The sequence below is a fragment of the Streptomyces sp. NBC_01478 genome (assembly GCF_036227225.1).
Lineage (GTDB): Bacteria > Actinomycetota > Actinomycetes > Streptomycetales > Streptomycetaceae > Streptomyces.
Window position 1 is genome coordinate 2,123,449 of sequence record NZ_CP109444.1, and the last position, 18,945, is coordinate 2,142,393.

At 71.8% G+C, this 18,945-nt stretch carries 18 protein-coding genes and 1 pseudogene; 14 read left to right on the forward strand and 5 right to left on the reverse strand.

Annotation, left to right across the window (positions count from 1 at the left end; translation table 11 throughout):
* Window positions 1-4 precede the first annotated feature (4 nt).
* Window positions 5-229, forward strand: a complete 225-nt coding sequence (locus OG223_RS09565; RefSeq protein WP_329245181.1) for a DUF397 domain-containing protein — start codon at window positions 5-7, stop codon at window positions 227-229.
* A 41-nt stretch (window positions 230-270) separates the two neighbouring features.
* On the opposite strand, the gene OG223_RS09570 is transcribed toward OG223_RS09565, so the two are convergent.
* Window positions 271-1,398, reverse strand: coding sequence for an 8-amino-7-oxononanoate synthase (locus tag OG223_RS09570; protein ID WP_329245183.1), 1,128 nt, complete (start codon window positions 1,396-1,398; stop codon window positions 271-273).
* 147 nt (window positions 1,399-1,545) lie between these two features.
* On the opposite strand from OG223_RS09570, the gene bioB reads away from it, so the two are divergent.
* The 3 genes from bioB to bioD are packed head-to-tail and all read left to right on the forward strand — an operon-like array spanning window position 1,546 to window position 4,769.
* Complete coding sequence (gene bioB / locus OG223_RS09575) at window positions 1,546-2,742, forward strand: biotin synthase BioB (protein WP_329245184.1); 1,197 nt, start codon at window positions 1,546-1,548, stop codon at window positions 2,740-2,742.
* Entirely contained in the window at window positions 2,735-4,027 is a 1,293-nt protein-coding gene (locus OG223_RS09580; protein WP_329245186.1) for an adenosylmethionine--8-amino-7-oxononanoate transaminase, read from the forward strand. Before bioB ends, OG223_RS09580 begins: the two co-directional genes overlap by 8 nt.
* 1 nt (window position 4,028) lies before the next feature.
* Window positions 4,029-4,769, forward strand: coding sequence for a dethiobiotin synthase (gene bioD / locus OG223_RS09585; protein WP_329245189.1), 741 nt, complete (start codon window positions 4,029-4,031; stop codon window positions 4,767-4,769).
* Window positions 4,770-4,863: 94 nt separating this feature from the next.
* On the opposite strand, the gene OG223_RS09590 is transcribed toward bioD, so the two are convergent.
* Window positions 4,864-7,680 carry a helix-turn-helix transcriptional regulator gene (locus OG223_RS09590; RefSeq protein ID WP_329245192.1) on the reverse strand — a complete coding sequence of 939 codons (2,817 nt, stop codon included), beginning with the start codon at window positions 7,678-7,680 and terminating at the stop codon, window positions 4,864-4,866.
* 115 nt (window positions 7,681-7,795) lie between these two features.
* Here OG223_RS09590 and OG223_RS09595 point away from each other — a divergent pair, with 115 nt between their 5' ends.
* Together OG223_RS09595 and OG223_RS09600 are read left to right on the forward strand one after the other, a co-directional pair.
* The gene (locus OG223_RS09595) at window positions 7,796-8,482 is read left to right on the forward strand and encodes an esterase/lipase family protein (protein WP_329245195.1); all 687 of its coding nucleotides are present in this window, start codon (window positions 7,796-7,798) and stop codon (window positions 8,480-8,482) included.
* 95 nt (window positions 8,483-8,577) lie between these two features.
* Entirely contained in the window at window positions 8,578-9,264 is a 687-nt protein-coding gene (locus OG223_RS09600) for a class I SAM-dependent methyltransferase (RefSeq protein WP_329245198.1), read from the forward strand.
* Here the strand turns inward: OG223_RS09600 and OG223_RS09605 are convergent, their stop codons facing one another.
* Window positions 9,265-9,639 (reverse strand): fic family toxin-antitoxin system, toxin component, encoded by a 375-nt coding sequence (locus OG223_RS09605; RefSeq protein WP_200679099.1) that lies wholly within the window; start codon window positions 9,637-9,639, stop codon window positions 9,265-9,267. It lies immediately after the preceding gene.
* A 4-nt stretch (window positions 9,640-9,643) separates the two neighbouring features.
* Window positions 9,644-9,883 carry a toxin-antitoxin system HicB family antitoxin gene (locus OG223_RS09610; RefSeq protein WP_329245204.1) on the reverse strand — a complete coding sequence of 80 codons (240 nt, stop codon included), beginning with the start codon at window positions 9,881-9,883 and terminating at the stop codon, window positions 9,644-9,646.
* A 207-nt stretch (window positions 9,884-10,090) separates the two neighbouring features.
* On the opposite strand from OG223_RS09610, the gene OG223_RS09615 reads away from it, so the two are divergent.
* The 8 genes and pseudogenes from OG223_RS09615 (at window position 10,091) to OG223_RS09650 (ending at window position 18,202) form a co-directional block, all read left to right on the forward strand.
* Entirely contained in the window at window positions 10,091-10,921 is an 831-nt protein-coding gene (locus tag OG223_RS09615) for an ABC transporter ATP-binding protein (RefSeq protein WP_329245206.1), read from the forward strand.
* 4 nt (window positions 10,922-10,925) lie between these two features.
* Window positions 10,926-13,496, forward strand: a complete 2,571-nt coding sequence (locus OG223_RS09620; protein WP_329245209.1) for an ABC transporter permease — start codon at window positions 10,926-10,928, stop codon at window positions 13,494-13,496.
* A 47-nt stretch (window positions 13,497-13,543) separates the two neighbouring features.
* Window positions 13,544-13,913, forward strand: a pseudogene (locus tag OG223_RS09625) (LLM class F420-dependent oxidoreductase); the annotation flags it as partial.
* Between the two features lie 67 nt (window positions 13,914-13,980).
* Window positions 13,981-14,406 carry a GNAT family N-acetyltransferase gene (locus tag OG223_RS09630; RefSeq protein WP_329245212.1) on the forward strand — a complete coding sequence of 142 codons (426 nt, stop codon included), beginning with the start codon at window positions 13,981-13,983 and terminating at the stop codon, window positions 14,404-14,406.
* A gap of 156 nt (window positions 14,407-14,562) precedes the next feature.
* A complete protein-coding gene (locus tag OG223_RS09635) occupies window positions 14,563-15,969 on the forward strand; it encodes a hemolysin family protein (RefSeq protein ID WP_329245214.1) in 1,407 nt (468 codons plus the stop codon).
* On the forward strand, window positions 15,966-16,979 hold the full coding sequence (locus tag OG223_RS09640) for a hemolysin family protein (protein ID WP_329245217.1): 1,014 nt from the start codon (window positions 15,966-15,968) through the stop codon (window positions 16,977-16,979). The genes OG223_RS09635 and OG223_RS09640 overlap by 4 nt, the downstream gene beginning before the upstream one ends.
* Window positions 16,980-17,047: 68 nt before the next feature.
* Window positions 17,048-17,830, forward strand: a complete 783-nt coding sequence (locus OG223_RS09645) for an SGNH/GDSL hydrolase family protein (protein ID WP_329245220.1) — start codon at window positions 17,048-17,050, stop codon at window positions 17,828-17,830.
* Between the two features lie 6 nt (window positions 17,831-17,836).
* The gene (locus OG223_RS09650; RefSeq protein ID WP_329245223.1) at window positions 17,837-18,202 is read left to right on the forward strand and encodes a DUF4326 domain-containing protein; all 366 of its coding nucleotides are present in this window, start codon (window positions 17,837-17,839) and stop codon (window positions 18,200-18,202) included.
* 21 nt (window positions 18,203-18,223) lie between these two features.
* On the opposite strand, the gene OG223_RS09655 is transcribed toward OG223_RS09650, so the two are convergent.
* On the reverse strand, window positions 18,224-18,790 hold the full coding sequence (locus OG223_RS09655) for a hypothetical protein (RefSeq protein WP_329245226.1): 567 nt from the start codon (window positions 18,788-18,790) through the stop codon (window positions 18,224-18,226).
* Window positions 18,791-18,945: the final 155 nt, after the last annotated feature.

Genomic DNA, 18,945 nt, shown 5'->3' on the forward strand with positions numbered 1-18,945 from the left:
CACCATGTCTGCACTGCCTCGGAACGTACCTTCCAGTACTGATCTGTCCGGTGTGCGGTGGCTGCGCAGCAGCTACAGCACGGGAGCGAACAACTGCGTCGAGGCGGCTCGTCCGCGCTCCGGCCCCCGCGTGGGGCTGCTCGCCGTACGCGACTCGAAGGACCCGCAAGGACCCGCCCTGCTCTTCTCCCCCGAGAGCTGGACGGGCTTCCTCAGCGCGTTCCACTGATCGGTTCCCCCGTCAGCGGCACACGACCGTGTCACGCCGACTCATGGTCGCGTCTCGCCGATCACACGTACAGCGCGTTCGATCTCGGCCCCGGAGAGGTCCGCTCGGGCGGTCAGCCTGAGCCGTGAGATGCCGTCGGGCACGGAAGGAGGACGGAAGCAGCCCACGGCCAGCCCTGCCGTACGGCAGTCGGCCGCCCATTGCACGGCCGCCTCCGGGGACGGCGCACGCACCGACACCACGGCGGCGTCCGGACGTACCGCTTCCAGACCCGCGGCGGTGAACCGCGCGTGCAGGTCACCCGCCACGGCGCGGGCCCGTGCGGCCCGCTCGGGCTCGCGCCGCAGCAGGGTGAGCGCCGCCAGGGCCGCGCCTGCCGCCGCGGGTGCCAGCCCCGTGTCGAAGATGAACGTCCGCGCCGCGTTGACCAGATGGTCGATCACCCGGGCCGGCCCGAGCACGGCACCGCCCTGACTCCCCAGCGACTTCGACAGAGTCACCGTCACGACGACGTCCTCGGCCCCCGCGAGCCCCGCCGCGTACGGCGCCCCGCGCCCGCCCTCGCCCAGCACCCCGAGCCCGTGCGCGTCGTCGAGCAGCAGCCCCGCCCCGAACTCCCGGCACGCCCCGGCGAGCGCGGCGACCGGAGCCGCGTCCCCGTCCACGGAGAACACCGAGTCGGACACGACCACGGCCTGCCCGTCGTGCGTCCGCAGCGCCTTGCGCACGCCGTCCGGATCCGCGTGCCCTACGACCTGGGTGGCGCCCCGGGCCAGCCGGCAGCCGTCGATGAGCGAGGCGTGGTTGCCGGCGTCGGAGACGATCAGTGAGCCGTGCGGCGCGAGCGTGGTGACCGCGGCGAGGTTGGCCGCGTAGCCGGAGGAGAAGACGAGGGCCGCCTCGAACCCGGTGAACTCGGCCAGCTCGCGCTCCAGTTGGGCGTGCAGCTCGGTCGTACCGGTGACGAGCCGCGAGCCGGTGGACCCGCCGCCCCAGGTCCGCGCCGCCGCCGCGGCCCCCTCGACGACCTCGGGATGGTGGGCGAGCCCCAGGTAGTCGTTGCTCGCCAGATCGAGGAGCGGCGAGTCGGCGGGACGCGGTCGCAGGGTCCGTACCAGCCCGGCGCGGCGGCGCTGCTCCGCCTGCTCGTCGATCCAGCCGAACGCCATGGTTCCTCCGGGGCTTTTGTAGGCAGTGCACAGACACTAATCGGACGACCGGCCGCCCATGGTGTGGTGATACCCACACCGCCAGCCCCATGTCTTGTGCATTCTCTCCTTGGCCGCGGGCGGTCCCGTAGGACAGGATCGGGCCTCATGGACCTGCTGAACACGCTCGTGGACAAGGGGCTTCGGCGCGAGCTGCCGACCCGCGCGGAAGCACTCGCCGTCCTCGCCACCTCGGACGACGACCTGCTGGATGTCGTGGCCGCGGCCGGAAAGGTGCGCCGGCACTGGTTCGGCCGACGGGTGAAGCTCAACTATCTCGTCAACCTGAAGTCCGGCCTGTGCCCCGAGGACTGCTCGTACTGCTCGCAGCGGCTCGGCTCCAAGGCCGAGATCCTGAAGTACACGTGGCTGAAACCCGACGCTGCCTCCAAGGCGGCGGCGGCCGGAGTGGCGGGAGGCGCCAAGCGCGTCTGCCTGGTCGCCTCCGGCCGGGGTCCGACCGACCGGGACGTGGACCGGGTCGCGGGCACCATCAAGGCGATCAAGGACCAGAACGAGGGCGTCGAGGTGTGCGCCTGCCTCGGCCTGCTCTCCGACGGCCAGGCCGACCGGCTGCGCGAGGCCGGCGCGGACGCCTACAACCACAACCTCAACACGTCCGAGTCGACGTACGGCGACATCACCACCACCCACACGTACGCCGACCGCGTCGACACCGTGCAGAAGGCGCACGCGGCCGGCCTGTCCGCCTGCTCCGGCCTGATCGCCGGCATGGGCGAGAGCGACGAGGACCTGGTCGACGTCGTCTTCTCGCTCCGGGACCTCGACCCGGACTCGGTGCCGGTGAACTTCCTGATCCCGATGGAGGGCACCCCGCTCGCCGCCGAGTGGCACCTCACCCCGCAGCGGTGTCTGCGCATCCTCGCGATGGTGCGGTTCGTCTGCCCGGACGTCGAGGTGCGGATCGCGGGCGGCCGTGAGGTCCACCTGCGCACGATGCAGCCCCTCGCCCTGAACCTCGCCAACTCGATCTTCCTCGGCGACTACCTGACGTCCGAGGGCCAGGCCGGCCAGGCCGACCTGGAGATGATCGCGGACGCCGGCTTCGAGGTGGAGGGCGCGGGCGAGGTGACGCTGCCGCAGCACCGGGCGGCGGCGGGCGGCTGCGGATCCCACGCGGAAGCCGATGCGGGCTGCGGATCGCACGAGGGCGCCGGGTGCGGGTCCCACGAGGGCGCCGGCGTCTGTGGCTCGGCCGCCGCGCCGCAGGTCGACGAGGTGCGTCGGGACCTGGTCTCCGTACGCCGCCGAGGTGCCGGAACGGATCTCGCGCCCAATGCCTGACCCGACCGGCCGCCTGCCCGTCGCCGAGCTGCTGGAACTGGACCGGCGGCACGTCTGGCATCCGTACGGTCCGATGCCCGGCCGTGCCGACCCGCTCGTCGTGGAGTCGGCGAGCGGGGTACGGCTCCGACTGGCGGGGGGCGGGGGCGAGTTGGTCGACGGGATGTCGTCCTGGTGGTCGGCGATCCACGGCTACAACCACCCCGTGCTCAACGAGGCCGCGCACGAGCAGCTCGGCCGGATGAGCCATGTCATGTTCGGCGGGCTCACGCACGAGCCCGCCGTACGACTGGCGAAGCTCCTTGTCGACATGTCTCCGGACGGCCTGGAACACGTCTTCCTCGCCGATTCAGGCTCGGTGTCGGTCGAGGTAGCGGTGAAGATGTGCCTCCAGTACTGGCGCTCGCTCGGCCGCCCCGCGAAGCAGCGCCTGCTGACCTGGCGCGGCGGCTACCACGGCGACACCTGGCAGCCGATGTCGGTGTGCGACCCCGAGGGCGGGATGCACGAACTGTGGTCGGGAGTGCTCCCGCGCCAGGTGTTCGCAGACGCGCCTCCGGCCGCGAACGAGGAGTCGTACGCCACCCATCTGCGCGAGCTGATCGAACGGCACGCGCACGAGCTGGCCGCGGTGATCGTGGAGCCGGTCGTGCAGGGCGCGGGCGGGATGCGGTTCCACTCCCCCGCGTATCTGCGGGTGCTGCGCGAGGCGTGCGACGCGCATGACGTGCTGCTGGTGTTCGACGAGATCGCGACGGGTTTCGGTCGTACGGGGGCCATGTTCGCGGCGGAGCACGCGGCCGTCACCCCGGATGTGATGTGCGTGGGCAAGGCGCTGACCGGCGGCTACATGACGATGGCGGCGACGCTGTGCACGTCACGCGTGGCGGACGGCATCTCACGCGGCGAGGTGCCGGTCCTGGCCCACGGCCCGACCTTCATGGGCAACCCGCTGGCGGCTGCCGTGGCCTGCGCCTCGCTCGAACTCCTCCTGAACCAGGACTGGTTGGCGGAGGTCAAGCGCATCGAGGCGGGCCTGCGGGAGGGCCTGGCCCCGGCGTCACAGATCCCCGGCGTCCGGGACGTCCGCGTCCTGGGCGCCATCGGCGTGGTGCAGCTCGACCACGACGTGGACATGAAGGCCGCCACGGACGCGGCCGTACGCGAGGGCGTGTGGCTGCGGCCGTTCCGCGACCTCGTCTACACGATGCCGCCGTACGTCACGAACGACGCCGACCTGGCTCGGATCGCCCGCGCGGTGTGCGCGGCGGCGCGGGAGGGATGACATGCCGGTACTGGTGATCACGGGCACGGGCACGGAGGTCGGCAAGACGATCACCACGGCCGCCGTGGCCGCGGCGGCCCTCGCGGCCGGCCGCACGGTGGCCGTCCTGAAGCCCGCCCAGACGGGTCTACGGCCGGACGAGCGCGGTGACGCCGACGAGGTCGCGAGGCTCGCGGGCGCCGTGACGACGGCCGAACTCGCCCGTTACCCCGAGCCGTTGGCCCCCGGCACGGCGGCACGCAGGGCCGGCATGACTCCGGTCCGTCCGCACGAAGTGGCCGAAGCCGCTCAGAAGTTGGCCACCGAGCACGACCTGGTGCTGGTCGAGGGTGCGGGCGGGCTGCTCGTACGGTTCGACGAGGAGGGCGGCACGCTGGCGGACGCGGCGCGGCTGCTGAACGCCCCGGTCCTGGTGGTGGCGTCGGCGGGCCTGGGCACCCTGAACACGACGGAACTGACGGCCCGTGAACTCCGTTCCCAGAGCCTCGACTTGCTGGGCGTGGTGATCGGCAGTTGGCCCACCACCCCTGATCTGGCGTCCCGTTGCAATGTGGCCGACCTGCCGGAGGTGGCGGGGGCACCGCTGCTCGGGGCGTTGCCGGAGGGGGCGGGCACGCTTGCGCCTGCCGACTTCCGTGCGGCGGCGCCGAGTTGGGTGGCGCCGGGGCTTGACGGGGTGTGGGACGCGGAGGTGTTCCGGGGGCGGGAGGCACCGCCTTCCCGGAACGGCGGCGTGTCTTAGAGGCGTCCGCTTCGGCGGACTGTCGGCGCTCTGGCGGGCGGCGTGCCTCTTCGACAGGCGGGCGCGCCCCGCCTCCCCTCGCGTGCGGCGCGCTCTAAGACGCCTCCCCTTCCGCCAGCAGCCTCACCAGTTCGATCCGTGACCGGATGCCCAACCGGCTGAAGACGCCGCGCAGATGGTGGTCGATCGTGCGTGGGCTGAGGGCGAGGCGGACGGCGATCTCGCGGTTGGTGGCGCCGTCGGCGGCCATGCGGGCGACCATCAGTTGCTGGGCCGTCAGGCTGGCGGCAGGTGTGGGAAGGGCGGTCGCGGCCACGGGTGTGCCGAGGGCGCGGAGTTCGGCTCGGGCCTGGGCGGCGCAGTGCGGGGCGCCGAAGGACTCGAAGGCCTCCAGCGAGGTGTGCAGGCGGTCGCGGGCCTCGGTACGGCGGCGCAGCCGGCGCAGCGTACCGCCCAACAGCAGCTCGGTGCGGGCCCGTTCGAAGTCACGGGTGCCGCGTGCGTGCAGGTCGAGGGCGCTGCGGTAGTGCTCGACGGCTTCGGCGCCGGGTGCGAGCAGGGCCCGGCAACGGGCGCTCAGGGCAAGGTCGTCGGGGCTGCGGACCGCACGTGCCCAGCGGTCGTAGTCGGCGTGTGCGGCACGGGCGATGCGGGTGTCGCCGCTGCGGGCGGCGGCCTCGACGTAGTGCGGGGTGGCGAGGTGTCGTATCGCCCGGTGGCCGTGGCCCGGGCCGAACCCGGCGAGCGCGCGCAGCCGGGCCGCGGCGGCGGCGAAGCGGCCACTGCTGAGGTCGAGGTAGGCGAGCGCCCATTGGGCGAGGGCGGCCGGCAGTCCCAGGCCCCGGCCGAGGGCGAACGAGCGGGCGGCGGCGGCACGTTCGCGACAGACGTCGCCGTCTCCGGTGAGCGCCGCGAACATGGCGAGCGCGGCCTGCAGATGGCAGGCGCCGTTGTCCTGGCCGGTGGCGTGCGCCTGCCACAGGGCGTCCGCCGTGGCCGTCTCGGCGGCCCTCGCGTGCCCGGTCCAGAACTCGGCGTACGCCCGGAACTCCATCGCCTGCGACACGACCACGGTCGCACCACGCGCCCGGGCCGAGGCCGCCGCCCGCACGGTGGCGGTGGTGGCGCGGGTGTGGTCGCCGAGCATCAGCGCGGCGATCCCGGCGTGGATGAGGAGGGTGGGGTCACCGCCGGGGCCGCATCTCCCGGCGGCGGCCTTGAGCAGGTCCCGCGCGTCCTCGTACCGCCCCTCGAAGGCGGCGGCCAGTCCCCCGAGCGTCCCGTGCGGCACGATCCCGACCCGGAAGGCGACAGCCGCCGCCTCCCGGCAGCGTCTCAGGTCCCCGGTGTAGACGGCGGCCTCGGTGGCCCGGGCGAGAAGGTGAACCGCGTTGTCAGGGGCGGCAGTCCGGGGCACGGCGGCGGGCCGCGCTGCGACGGTCGTTCGGGGCGGGGCGGTAGTCCCGGACTCTGCGGCCGTCGCGGGGGCCGAGGTAGTCGCGGGGGCCGAGGTAGTCGCGGGCGCTGCGGGCGTCCCAGGCGTCGCGGACACCGCGGCCGTCCCGGCCGTCGCAGGCGTCCTGGGCATCCCGGGCACCGCGGCCGTCCCGGGCATCCCGGCCGTCGCGGACACCGCGGCCGTCCCCGGCGTCGCGGACACCGCCGCCGCCCCGGCCGTCGCAGGCATCCCGGCCGTCGCAGACGTCCCGGGCATCCCGGCCGTCCCGGGCACCGCGGCCGTCCCGGGCACCGCGGCCGTCCCGGGCATCGCAGACGCCGCAGCCGTCGCAGACTCCGCAGCCGAAGAGCCGACGGACTTCGCCGCGCCCTTAGGCGTCGCGTCCACGCAGGGGGTCTCCGGGGACGGTGCGTCCGCGCAGGCGGCCTCCGGTGACGGCGCGTCCGCGCGTGCCCCTGCCGCGGACAGCGCCGAACGTGGCGCCTGCGCAGACGCCACCTCCGTGCGTCCCGTCGCAGCCAAGGCCGCCTCTGTCACCCGTGTCGCCTCCGGCCCTCCCCCACGCCTCGCCCCGTCCGTCCCCGCCCGCACCACCGCCACCAGCAACGCGTCGAACGCCTCCGCCGCGTTTCCCGCCCGCAGCGCGAACACCCCGTTCAACGCGTCGCTGTCCGTCGCGGCGGCGAGTCTTCGGGCGCGGTCGCCCTCGCCGGACTGCCAGGCGTCGCCGGCGGCGCGGTTGAGGAGGCGGGACTGTTCGCGGGGGTCGCCGGCGAGCGCGGCGGCGCGTTCCACCAGGGCGCAGGCGAGGGCGTGTTCACCCGCGTCCCGGGCCTTCCGCGCCGCCGTACGGAGTTCCGCGGTGAGCCGCACGCTGGGGCCGAGCGCTCCCGCTCCCCGATGCCAGGACCGCCGCGGTGTCTCGCCCTCGGCACGCAACACCCGTGCCAGCAACCGGTGTACGTCACGCCGGTCCGCCGGTGACCCGGTCTCGTACGCGGCGATCCTCGTCCACGCGTCCCGGAAGACGACCCCGCCGGCCGTCGTATGGGCGACTCCGGCCGTCTCGGCGGCTTCCAGCGGCCGGGTGTCGAGCCGGGCCGCCGCGACCGCGCGCAGGAAGGCGTGGGTGGGGACGGGGTACTGGTCGGCCGCGGCGAGCAGCAGGAGCAGCCGTGTGTCGTCGGGCAGGGACCGGATCTCCCGGCGGTGCCGGCTCAGCAACTCCGGCGCCAGGGACGCCGGTTCGGTCGGGAGGGGGTCGAGGCCCGCGACCTGGCGTGGGGTCAGGCGCGGGAGAAGTTCGGCGGCGGCGCGTGGATCGCCGTACACAACGCGGAGCAGCCGGATGCGGACCCCTTCGGGGAGCCGGGGGTCGAGGGTTCGCCCTGTGTCGATGCGCGACGGTGGCGAAGTGCGGTCTAGAGAAGTGGGGTTCACCGGAGTCAGCACACAACTGACGTTACTGGCGAGTTAATTCACCCGTAAAGACCGGCGATTTCGCCGATGCGGCGCGCGTAGACCCCCGCTGACACTCCTGACAACCCCACCCGTATCAGGAGGCATCATGCAGCGCCACAAGCGTCGCATCGCCACGGCCCTGTCGGCCGTGACCACCTCGCTCCTTCTGTCACTCTCCCTGGCCTCGACGCCCGCTCATGCGGCGAGCCACGATCCCATCGTCTTCGTGCACGGCCTGAGCGGTTCGGCGAGCGGCTGGGACGACTGGGTCGCGGACTTCGAGGCCGACGGCTACTCCTCGTCCGAGCTGTTCGCGTGGTCGTACGACTGGACGCAGTCGAACGTGACGACCGCCTCGCAACTGGCGACCGAGGTCAAGAGCGTGCTCGCGCAGACCGGTGCGTCGAAGGTCGACATCGTCGGTCACTCCATGGGGACGCTCAGTTCCCGCTACTTCCTGAAGAACCTGAGCGGTACGTCGTACGTGGACCACTTCGTGTCCGTCGCCGGGGTCAACCACGGCACCTCCATCGCCTCGCTGTGCGGCTGGCTGTACACGTCCTGCAAGGAGATGCAGACCGGGAGTTCCTTCCTCACCGCGCTCAACTCCGGTGACGAGACGCCCGGCAGTGTGTCGTACGCGGCCTACTGGTCGGACTGCGACGAGGCGATCAACCCGGACACCTCGGCCGAGCTGAGCGGCGCGACCAACGTCGACGTCGGGTGCCTCTCGCACACCGACATGAACAACAACTACGGCGTCTACGAGCAGGTCCGGGACTTCATCTCCTGACCCGGCCGGGGGCAGCAGCGGGGGTGGTCAAGGCCGGCAAGGGGGACAATCACGGTAGGGACCGGTTTCGGCCCGGTCCGGCCCGGGAGGTCGCCATGCCGCTACGGTCCGCAGGCTCCGGCACTGTGCCGCGGGACGCCGTCCACCACCCGCTGTTCGCCCGTTACTACGCCCGTTTCAGCGTGAGCGCCGAGTCGCGGCTCGGTATCGCCGGGATGCGGGACCGGCTGCTCGGCGGGCTCTCCGGGCGGGTGATCGAGATCGGGGCCGGGAACGGCCTGAACTTCGCGCACTATCCGGGCGCCGTCTCGGAGGTCGTCGCGATCGAACCGGAGCGGACGCTACGGCAGTTGGCCGCGGAGGCCGCGCTCCGCTCCGAGGTGCCTGTCGACGTGGTGCCGGGCGCGGCGGAGAAGCTGCCCGTCAAAGGCGAGGCCTTCGACGCGGTCGTCCTCTCGCTGGTGCTGTGCAGCGTGCGCGACGTCCCGCGGGCGCTCGCGGAGGTACGGCGGGTGCTGCGGCCCGGCGGCGTCGTGCGGTTCTTCGAGCACGGCCGGGGCGGCGGACCGGCGATGGCGTTCACCCAGCGCGCCCTGGACCGCACGTTGTGGCCACCGCTGAACGGCGGCTGCCATCTGGCCCGCGACCCGGTCGCCGCGCTGCGCGACGCGGGGTTCGAACTCGGGCCGTACCGGCGGGTGTCGATCCCGGAGAAGGGCCCGACCCTGCCGACCTCCTACTGCGTCCTGGGGACGGCCTGGCGCCCGGTCACGGACGCGTGATCACAGGCTCCACTGGCGCAGCTCGTGCGCGATGTCGTCGACCGATGCCTCGCCGCTCTTCACCAACCGGGCCAGATCTCGGACCTGTTCGGGCGAGGTGACGACCTTCAGGCCGCTGGCGACGAGGTAGGCGTACGCGACGGCGGAGGCGAAGAGGGCGTTGGAGCGCTCCAACGCGGGGACGTGGATGAGGAGTTGGAGTAAGGCGGCGGCGCGGGCGTGCGGGCTGTCGTAGACCGGGACGTCGAATATGTCGGCCTGGTGGCGGGCGACGGCGGCGACGAGCGCGCCCCAGTCGGTGACCGCGGGGTCTCCGGGGGTCTTCTGTTCGGCGAGCATCAGCAGCCAGGCGAGGTCGATCCTGAGGTTGTTCAAGGGATCAGCGGCGACCTTCGCGGGAGTGCTCCCCGTCGGTGCCGAACTCGTCGGCGAAGACGGACTCGTACTGCTTCATGAAGTCGGCGGCGGCCTCGACGAACGTGTGGCCGACCTCGCCGGTGTCCTGTCTGACCAGCTCTTCTATGTAGCGGTTGACGCTCATCCCACGGGCCAGGGCACGCTCACGGGCCGCGCGGGCGGTGCCCTCGTCCACGCGCACGTTCAACTGGGTCTTCGCCATACCTAGACGCTAGCGCCGGACCGCTAGCATCGGCAAGGGCTCAGCCCGTGGGTGGAGAGTGCCCCTTACACCGGTATCGGGGGCCCGACCTGGGGTGGAGACCGCCTCGGCCGCACGGGGGATATCGGCTGTGCGGCGCGTCACACTAGGCTCGGCCCGGAGTACAGAGTCGGCACGTCCACAGTGAGGGAATCCCAGGGGGCTGTCTTGTCCACATCCGCTGCGGAGCACGCCCCGGGTCAGGCCCCGGCCGACCGGATCGCGGCCCGCGCCCAAGGTCTGACCAAGGCGTACGGCTCGGGCGAGACGACCGTGCTCGCCCTGGACTCGGTGGACGTGGACATCGCGCGCGGCCGTTTCACCGCGGTCATGGGCCCTTCGGGCTCGGGAAAGTCCACGCTGATGCACTGCCTGGCGGGACTCGACACCGTCTCGGCCGGGCAGGTGTGGCTCGGCGACACCGAGATCACGGGGCTGAAGGACCGCGAGCTGACCCGGCTGCGCCGGGACCGGATCGGGTTCATGTTCCAGTCGTTCAACCTCATCCCGACCCTGAACGCGGCCGAGAACATCACGCTGCCGATGGACATCGCCGGCCAGAAACCGGACCAGAAGTGGCTGGACCAGGTCATCGACGCGCTCGGGCTGCGGGACCGGCTGGGGCACCGGCCGTCCCAGCTCTCCGGAGGCCAGCAGCAGCGCGTGGCGTGCGCGCGGGCGCTCGCCTCCCGCCCCGAGCTGATCTTCGCCGACGAGCCGACCGGCAACCTCGACTCACGGGCGGGCCTCGAAGTCCTCGGCTTCCTGCGCGGCGCCGTCGACGATCTCGGCCAGACCGTGGTCATGGTCACCCACGACCCGGGCGCCGCCGCCCACTCCGACCTGGTGCTCTTCCTCGGGGACGGGCGGATCGTGGACGAGATGGAGCGGCCGACGGCGGAGGCCGTACTGGAACGGATGAAGCGGTTCGACCTCACCCGTAGCCCCTTCGACGGCCCCTCCTCGGACGGGACCGACGTATCCCTCGACAAGGACTGAACCCGTGCTCAAGGCGACCCTCCGGAGCTTCCTCGCGCACAAGGGACGGCTGCTGCTCTCGGCGCTGGCCGTCGTGCTGTCGGTGGCATTCGTGGCCGGCAGTCTGATCTTCTCCGACACGGTGACCCGCACCTTCGACCGGCTCTTCGCCTCCACGTCCGCCGATGTGACCGTCGAGCCGAAGCAGGACCTCAAGTCCTCGGTGCCCACCGGCGCGACCGAGACCGTGCCCGCCGCACTCGCCGGGCAGGTGGCGAAGGTGGCCGGGGTCGCCGCGACCCACGCCGACGTGTCCGTCGAGAACATCGTGGTCGTCGACAGCAGGAACAAGTCCGTCGGGCCGACCACGGGCGCCCCCACCATCGCCACCGACTGGTACCTCACCGACCGCAGCCCGGTGAAACTGACCTCGGGGCACGCCCCGCAGGGCGCCAGCGAGGCACTCCTGGACGCGGACACCGCCGACGACAAGCACGTGAAGATCGGCGACACGCTGACCGTGCAGGCACAGCCCGGCAGCTTCAAGGTCGAGATCGTCGGCATCGCCACCTTCACCACCACCAACCCCGGCGCCGCACTGGTCTTCCTTGACCCCGCCACCGCGAAGGACCAGTTGCTGGGCGCGCCCGACCGGGCCACGAGCATCTCGGTGGACGCGGCGAAGGGTGTCGACGACGCCGTACTCAAGCAGCGGGTGACCGCCGCGATCGGTTCCTCCGGTACGTACGACATCAGGACCGCCGACGAGCAGGCGAAGTCGGCCGCCGCCGACCTGGGCGGCTTCCTCGACGTGATCAAGTACGTGATGCTCGGCTTCGCCGGTATCGCGGTCCTCGTCGGTGTGTTCCTGATCGTCAACACGTTCTCGATGCTGATCGCCCAACGCACCCGCGAACTGGGCCTGTTGCGCGCCCTGGGCGCCGACCGGAAGCAGGTGCGGCGGTCGGTGCTCACCGAGGCGCTGCTGCTGGGTCTTGTCGGTTCGACTCTGGGGCTGGCGGCGGGGATCGGGCTCGCGGCCGGGCTGATCAAGCTGATGACCGCGTTCGGCATGAACCTCAAAACCACGGAGATGGTGGTTGGTTGGCCAACTCCCGTGGCGGCGTACGTGGTTGGGGTCGGGGTCACCTTCGTCGCCGCGTATCTGCCGGCCCGGCGGGCCGCGACCGTCTCCCCGATGGCGGCCCTCGCGGACGCCGAAGTCGCGGGCGTGGGACGGCCGTTGAAGGTGCGGGCGGTCGTGGGTTCGGTCGTCGGGGCGCTCGGTGTCGCCGCGCTGGCGGGCTGCGCCGCCGCGACGAGCACGGCCTCGTCCTCCTCCTTCCTGGGCCTCGGCATCGTCCTCACCCTGATCGCGACCGTGATCGCGGGCCCGCTGCTGGTCCGTCCGATGATCCGGGTGCTGGGCGGCGCCTTCCCGGCCCTGTTCGGCTCGGTCGGCCGGATGAGCCAGCGCAACGCGCTGCGCAACCCGCGCCGTACGGGCGCCACGGCGGCGGCCCTGATGGTGGGGCTCGCCCTGGTCGGCGGGATGTCGGTGGCGAGCGCGTCGATGTCCAAGTCCTTCGACCAGCAGATCGACAAGACCCTGGGCGCCGACTTCGTGATCCAGAACGGCAACTTCCTGCCGTTCTCCAAGGAGGTCACGGACCATGTGCGCGCCACCGAGGGCGTCGGTCTCGTCGTACGGGCCCGGTTCGCACCCCTCGCGGTCCAACTGCCGGACGGCAAGCGGGTGGAGACGACGGCCGCCGGTTACGACACCCCGCTGGACGCCGTCGCCCACATCAAGTACGCCCAGGGGAGCACGACTTCGGCACTCGCCGCCGGGCACCTCGCCATGGACGTCGACTTCGCGAAGAAGCACGGCGTACGGATCGGCAGCGTGCTCCCCGTCGAGTTCCCGGGCAAACGCACCACGCAGCTGACGGTGGGCGCGCTCAGCGACCAGGGCACCTCGGGCGGGTTCGGGACGCAGGGCGGGCTCTTCTTCGGGATCGCCACGGTCGAGAAGTACGTCCCGAACGGCCAGGACTCCTCGCTGTACGTGAACGCCGCCTCCGGCACCGGCGCCGACCAGCTCCGCAAGGCGCTGGACACGACGCTGAAGCCCTATCCGCAGGTGCAGGTCCGCGACCAGGCCGACTACAAGAAGCTGGTCCACGACCAGATCGCCGTACTGCTGTATCTCGTGTACGCGCTGCTCGGGCTGGCCATCGTCATCGCGGTGCTCGGCGTGGTCAACACCCTTGCCCTGTCGGTCGTCGAGCGCACCCGCGAGATCGGTCTGCTGCGCGCGATCGGGCTCGGCCGGCGCCAACTCCGGCGGATGATCCGGCTGGAGTCGGTGGTGATCGCGGTGTTCGGCGCGGTGCTGGGCCTCGGTCTCGGCCTGGTGTGGGGGGTCTGCGCACAGCAGGTCCTGGCGCTCCAGGGCATGAAGGCGCTCGCGGTGCCGTGGACCACGATCGTGGCGGTGGTGATCGGCTCGGCGGTGGTCGGCATCGTGGCGGCCCTGCTGCCCGCGTTGCGCGCGTCCCGTATGAACGTGCTGGCGGCTATCGCGCACGAGTGAGGAATCACGACGGTCGTTCTGAAGTCCCCTGCCGCCGAGGAGAGTTCATGCCGCGTCCGTTGCGCTTCGGGGCCAGTCCGCTCACGTCCGCGCCCGCCGCCGAGTGGCGCGCGAGATGCCGCCGGGTCGAGGAGCTCGGCTACGACGTGATCCTGGTCCCGGACCATCTGGGCATGGTCGCGCCGTTCCCGGCACTGGGCGCGGAGGCGACCGAGCGGCCGCGGGTGGGCACGTTCGTGCTCAACGCGGGCTTCTGGAAGCGGCAACGGCGACCGCGTGCTGCGGCTGACCGCCGAGCGCGCGGACATCGCGGCGTTCACGGGTGCGAGCCTGGTGCCGGGCGACAAGGAGGGCAAACTGGCGCCGGTCAACTCCACCGAGTTCGGCCAACGGGTCGCCTGCTACCGGGAGTTCGCGCCGGTCGTCGAAGAACTGCGCGGAAACCCGCTCGCCGGGCCCGACCGTCCTCTGCTTGGCTCGTGCCATGAGCGATCTTCATATCCGTAGCGCGGCCCTTTCCGACATCGACGCCGTGCTGGCGTTCTGGCGCGAGGCCGCGGAGGGCACGAGCATCAGCGACGACCGCGACGGCGTGGCCCGGCTCGTCGACCGGGACCCGGACGCACTGATCCTCGCGGAGCGGGACGGGCAGCTCGTCGGGTCCGTGATCGCCGGCTTCGACGGCTGGCGCTGCCACCTCTACCGGCTGGCCGTGCACCCGGACCACCGCCGCCGGGGCATCGGCTCGGCGCTGCTCACGGCGGCCGAGGAGCGGTTCGTGGCGCTGGGCGGCCGGCGCGGGGACGCGATGGTGCTGGAGCGCAACGAGACCGGGCAGCATGCGTGGCGCGCGGCGGGGTACGCACCCGAGGACCACTGGCGGCGCTGGGTGAAGCACCTCACCACCTGATCGCTTTGCCCATCCTTTACCATTGGTGGACGACCCGGAACTTCGACATCTCGACGAAAGGTGTGAGCGTCCGCCCATGGGCGAGCCTCCCAGTCCCAGCGCGCGACATCGCGCGGACCTCCCTCCCCTGCCCGATCATGGGACGGAGGTGACCCGATGACCGAAGTGCTTCTGCTGCTGGTGGCGATCCTGCTCTCGCTCGCCTGTGGTGCCTTCGTCGCGGCCGAGTTCTCGCTGACCACCGTCGAGCGCAGCGAGCTGGAGCGGGCCGTCGAGCGCGGCGAGCGGGGTGCCGCCGGTGCCCTGAAGGCCGTACGGAATCTGACCTTCCAGCTCTCCGGGGCGCAGCTCGGCATCACCGTCACCAATCTGGTCGTCGGCATGCTCTCAGAGCCGTCGATCGCCGCGCTGATCGCGGGCCCGCTGGAATCGCTGGGCATCTCCCACTCCGCGTCGAAGTCCGTCGCGCTGGTGCTGGGTACGGCGCTGTCGACGGTGTTCCTGATGGTCGTCGGCGAGCTGGTGCCCAAGAACTGGGCGATCTCCTCGCCGCTGGCGGTGGCCAAGCGGGTGGGGAACGCGCAGCGCTGGTTCAGTGCCGCGTTCCGCCCCTTCATCAGCCATCTGAACAACACGGCCAACCATGTGGTGCGGGCCTTCGGTCTGGAGCCCGCCGAGGAGCTGGCCTCCGCGCGCGGGCCGCAGGAGCTGGCCGCGCTGGCCCGGCACTCCGCCAGGGAGGGCGCCCTGGAGCCGGACACGGCCGAGCTGTTCGTGCGGACGCTGAACCTCGCCGACCTCACCGCGGAGAACGTGATGACGCCCCGCGTCCAGGTCGTCGCCCTCGACGCCCAGGCGACCTGCGAGGACGTGGCGAACGCGACGCGGGCGACCGGGCTGTCCCGGTTCCCGGTGTACCGCGGCAACCTCGACGAGGTCGTCGGCACGGTGCACATCAAGGACGTCCTGGCGGTGCCTGCGGACCGGCGCCCCCGCTTCCCTCTCTCCGAGGTCATGCGCGAACCGCTCCTGGTCCCGGAGTCCCTGACCGTGGACCGCCTCCTGGACCGGCTGTCGGGCAAACGCACGATGGCCGTCGTCATCGACGAATACGGCGGTACGGCTGGGGTCGCGACCCTGGAGGACATCGTCGAGGAGGTCGTGGGAGAGGTACGGGACGAGCACGACCCGCACGAGACGCCCGACCTGGCCCCGGCCGGGGCGGACGACGACGGCCGCACGCTGTACTCGGCGGACGGCGCCGCCCGGATGGACCAGCTCGCGCGCGTCGGGCTGCGGGCGCCGGAGGGGCCGTACGAGACGCTCGCGGGTCTGGTAGCCACCGAGCTGGGGCGGATTCCGGAGGTCGGGGACACCGTCGAGGTCGCCGGGTGGCGGATCGACGTGGTGGACGCGTCCGGGCGCAGGGCCGCGCGGCTGCTGCTGCACGCTCCGCTCGACGACACCGATTCCGGCTCCGGTCCTGGTTCTGGTTCTGGTTCTGGTTCTGGTTCTGGTTCTGGTTCTGGCTCCGATTCCGGTTCCGCGAAGGGGGAGCTGTGACCGCCGTACAACTGCTGATCGGGTTGGCGACGCTGGTCGTCAACGCCTTCTTCGTGGCAGCCGAGTTCGCGTTGATCTCGGTGCGCCGCAGTCAGGTCGAGCCGCATGCCGAGCAGGGCGACCGGCGGGCCAAGAGCGTGCTGTGGGGGTTGCAGCACGTGTCGGCGCTGATGGCCGCGGCCCAGCTCGGCATCACGCTGTGCACCCTGGTGCTCGGCATCGTCGCCGAGCCGGCGATCGCGCATCTGCTGGAGCCGGTGTTCCACGCGGTCGGTGTGCCGGAGAGCGCGGGGCACGCGGTGTCCTTCGTGATCGCGCTGGCCGCGGCGACCTATCTGCACATGCTGCTCGGCGAGATGGTGCCGAAGAACATCGCCCTGGCGGAGCCGGTGCGCAGCGCGCTGCTGCTGGGGCCGCCGTTGGTGACGTTGTCACGGGCGCTGCGCCCGGTGATCTTCACGATCAACGCGTTCGCCAACACGCTGCTCAAGCTGCTGCGCGTCGAGGTCAAGGACGAGGTCACGGCATCCTTCTCGGACGCCGAACTCGCCCGGATCGTCCGGGACTCCGGCGAGGCGGGACTGATCGACGAACGGGCCCTGGAGCGGCTGAACGACGCGCTGGAGCTGGGCAGCAGACCCGTGCGGGACGTCGTACTCCCCCTCGAACGCGTCGACTACGTAGTCGCGGGCATCACCCCGGCCGAGTTGGAGGTGCTGTCGGCCGAGTCCGGCTTCTCCCGCTTCCCGGTGGTGGACGACGAGCGCCGGATCATCGGCTACCTCCACGTCAAGGACGCGCTGGACGCCTCGCCGCGCGACGAGCCGTTCAAGGTGGAGGACATGCGGTCGATCGCGAACGTGAAGGAGAGCACACCGCTGGACGACGTCCTCACCGCGATGCGCAGCAGCCGTACGCATCTGGCGGCGGTGCTCGACGAGGAGGGGCGGCTGACCGGCCTCGTGACCATGGAGGACGTGCTGCGGGAGCTGTTCGGGCAGCGGGCGTGAGCCCGGCCGTGTGACCGCGGAGGCCGACCTACCGACGGGTACGGACGCGGGATATCATCTCCGTCGCCATGCAGACGAATCCCACGCACACCAGCCTGGTCGCGATCGGCGACTCCTTCACCGAGGGCATGTCGGACCTTCTCCCGGACGGCACCTACCGGGGCTGGGCCGACCTCCTCGCCGGACGGATGGCCGCCCGGACGCCCGGCTTCCGGTACGCCAACCTCGCCGTACGCGGCAAGCTGATCGCGCAGATCGTCGAGGAGCAGGTCGCCCCGGCCGCCGCCATGCAGCCCGATGTGATCACGCTGGTCGGCGGCCTGAACGACACCCTGCGCCCCAAGTGCGACATGGGCCGGGTCCGCGCCCTGCTGGAGGAGGCCGTCGAACGCCTCACCCCCGCCTGCAAGCACCTGGTCCTGATGCGCAGCCCCGGCCGCAACGGCCCGGTCCTGGAGCGCTTCCGCCCCCGCATGGAGGAACTGTTCGCCTGCGTGGACGACGTAGCCGCCCGCCACGGCGCCCTCGTCGTCGACCTGTACGGCGCCCCGTCGCTCGGCGACCCGCGCGCGTGGGACGTCGACCGCCTCCACCTCACGGATGAGGGCCACCGCAGGGTCGCCGAGGCCGTGTGGCAGACCCTCGGCTACGAGCCGGAGGACCCGGAGTGGCGCACCCCGATGCCGCCGACCCCGCCCCCGAACTGGACCGCCCGCCGCGTGGAGGACGCCCGCTTCACCCGCCAGTACCTCCTCCCCTGGATCGCCCGCCGCCTCACCGGCCGCTCCTCGGGCGACGGCCGCTCCCCGAAACGCCCGGACCTCCTCCCCTACGAGGACCCGGCGGCGTAACTCCCCATGCCCACCCAGGTGATCAACATCAGGGGCCACCTCCACGACTTCGGCCCCCGCCTGGAGCGCGCCCCCAAGGATCTCCTCTACGTGGGCCGCCGCTGGACCCTCGGCGGCTGGGACCTCCCCCGCCACCCGCTCTACAACCCCTTCGCCTACGACACCCCCACGCGCCGCCGGGACGGCACACGCGCGGAGGTGATGGCGAAGTACCGGGCGTATCTGCTGGGGCGCCCTGACCTGCTGGCCCTGGTGCCATCGCTGCGCGGACGGACGTTGGCTTGCTGGTGTGCGCCGTTGGAGTGCCATGCGGGGGTGCTGGCCGAGATTGCGGAGGGTGGGGAGGGGTGGCGGGGAGGTGGAACTCCATGATCCCCGCGCCTGCGGAACGGGCTACGACCAGCCCCCGGTGAAGTTGCTGCTCAACTGCGCGGTGCAGATGTTGTAGCCGCCGGACGCGTGGCCCTTCTTCGTCTTGCCGTCCGCTGTGACCGAGCAGTTGATGTCTCCGGAGCCCTGGAGCTGTGCGTGGACGTTGTAGTAGAGGGCGTCCTTGTCGAGGGTCAGGGTCGCTTCGAACCTGCCGTCCCGGAACGTGCCCTTGCGTGTGTCCGAGTCGGAGCCGTAGCCGATGTCGAGACCGCCGAGGGCGCCGGCGGGGGCGGTGCCCCACACCTTGAAGACGACTTTGTCGTCGGTGGTGTCCTTCTTCGTGTCGTCCTTCTTCGTGTCGTTCTTCTTCGTATCGGCGACAGCCTTGTCGGGGCTCTTGCCGGAGTCTTTGTCGCTGCCGCCGCCCCCGATGACGGCGGCGAGCGCGGCGATGATGACGAACAGGCCGACGATGCCGAGGCAGCCGAGGCCGACGATCTTTCCGACGGAGCGCTTCTTCGGGGGCTGCGGCGGGAACGGGGGCTGGCCGTAGGGCTGCTGTGGCGGGTAGGGCGGCTGGTTGTTCATGGGTCCCCCTGAGGTTCTCGCTGACGAATGCGAGATGTGTGACTCGCAGAGGGGGCGTGCGGTTTCTGGCTACTGGAGGTATTCACCCAATCGGGTCGGAGAAGGTTCGGCGCACCCGGAGAGTCCTTGACCTGCGCCCTCGGGACTGTACGGAC

Bases quoted from the DNA above. Each gene is read 5' to 3' on its own strand.
- OG223_RS09565 (WP_329245181.1), top strand. From the start codon at position 5: ATGTCTGCACTGCCTCGGAACGTACCTTCCAGTACTGATCTGTCCGGT.
- OG223_RS09570 (WP_329245183.1), bottom strand. From the start codon at position 1,398: ATGGCGTTCGGCTGGATCGACGAGCAGGCGGAGCAGCGCCGCCGCGCC.
- bioB (WP_329245184.1), top strand. From the start codon at position 1,546: ATGGACCTGCTGAACACGCTCGTGGACAAGGGGCTTCGGCGCGAGCTG.
- OG223_RS09580 (WP_329245186.1), top strand. From the start codon at position 2,735: ATGCCTGACCCGACCGGCCGCCTGCCCGTCGCCGAGCTGCTGGAACTG.
- bioD (WP_329245189.1), top strand. From the start codon at position 4,029: ATGCCGGTACTGGTGATCACGGGCACGGGCACGGAGGTCGGCAAGACG.
- OG223_RS09595 (WP_329245195.1), top strand. From the start codon at position 7,796: ATGCAGCGCCACAAGCGTCGCATCGCCACGGCCCTGTCGGCCGTGACC.
- OG223_RS09600 (WP_329245198.1), top strand. From the start codon at position 8,578: ATGCCGCTACGGTCCGCAGGCTCCGGCACTGTGCCGCGGGACGCCGTC.
- OG223_RS09610 (WP_329245204.1), bottom strand. From the start codon at position 9,883: ATGGCGAAGACCCAGTTGAACGTGCGCGTGGACGAGGGCACCGCCCGC.
- OG223_RS09630 (WP_329245212.1), top strand. From the start codon at position 13,981: ATGAGCGATCTTCATATCCGTAGCGCGGCCCTTTCCGACATCGACGCC.
- OG223_RS09635 (WP_329245214.1), top strand. From the start codon at position 14,563: ATGACCGAAGTGCTTCTGCTGCTGGTGGCGATCCTGCTCTCGCTCGCC.
- OG223_RS09645 (WP_329245220.1), top strand. From the start codon at position 17,048: ATGCAGACGAATCCCACGCACACCAGCCTGGTCGCGATCGGCGACTCC.
- OG223_RS09650 (WP_329245223.1), top strand. From the start codon at position 17,837: ATGCCCACCCAGGTGATCAACATCAGGGGCCACCTCCACGACTTCGGC.
- OG223_RS09655 (WP_329245226.1), bottom strand. From the start codon at position 18,790: ATGAACAACCAGCCGCCCTACCCGCCACAGCAGCCCTACGGCCAGCCC.